This is a genomic window from Blastomonas sp. UPD001 (assembly GCF_003426715.1).
Classification (GTDB): Bacteria; Pseudomonadota; Alphaproteobacteria; order Sphingomonadales; family Sphingomonadaceae; genus Blastomonas.
Map to the genome: position 1 here is coordinate 1 of NZ_QKVT01000194.1, position 607 is coordinate 607.

A 607-nucleotide genomic window follows, 5' to 3' on the forward strand; every position below is an offset into this window, starting at 1 on the left:
GCAGGCCGAGCAGCCCGGAGAGCAGGCCGATCACCGGCGATGCGCCGCCATCCCCCCTGCCCAGCCCGATCGCGGCCAGCCCCTTTTCGATCGCCGCCGCCGCGATCTCTTCCATCACCGCGAGCGCGATGCGCTTCAGGTCCTCGAAGCCCAGCGAGCCTCGCCGGATCGCGGCGAGCAGCCCGCGCTCGAGCACCTGGCCTGCACGGCCCAGCCCCTCGATCAACGTGCTGTCGATCTGCCCGCGCATCACCGCAACGTCGCGGCCAAAGCCCTGGGTATCGGCGCGCACGCTGACCAGCAGCTGCTCGATCTCTTCATCCATCTCGTGTCTCCGATCCATCGGGAAACAGCACGCGCAGCGCCGCTATGGCCTCGGGCGAAGGCGGCGCGGCAACGGGATCGCCTGGCATGCTCAGCGCAGCCGCGAGTTCGTCGGGCGTGGCCTGCCAGAATTCGTGCGGCCGCCAGCCGAGCAGCCGCGCCGCCAGGCCCGAAAGGACCCGCGCCGCATCGGCAAAGGGTGCAGCGCTCATCGGCCCTGCAGAATCTGCCGGAGCAGGATTTTCAGCACCGGGGTCAGCGCCACCAGCCCGGCTTCGGCCAC

1 protein-coding gene and 1 pseudogene are annotated in these 607 nt (G+C 70.7%); both read right to left on the reverse strand.

Features of this window, described 5'->3' with window-relative positions; translation table 11 throughout:
• Window positions 1-325 (reverse strand): annotated as a pseudogene (locus DM995_RS20590) (tail tape measure protein); the annotation flags it as partial.
• Window positions 318-536: a phage tail assembly chaperone gene (locus DM995_RS20595; protein WP_116970898.1), complete on the reverse strand. Its 219-nt coding sequence runs from the start codon at window positions 534-536 to the stop codon at window positions 318-320. The pseudogene DM995_RS20590 and the gene DM995_RS20595, both read right to left, overlap by 8 nt.
• Window positions 537-607: the final 71 nt, after the last annotated feature.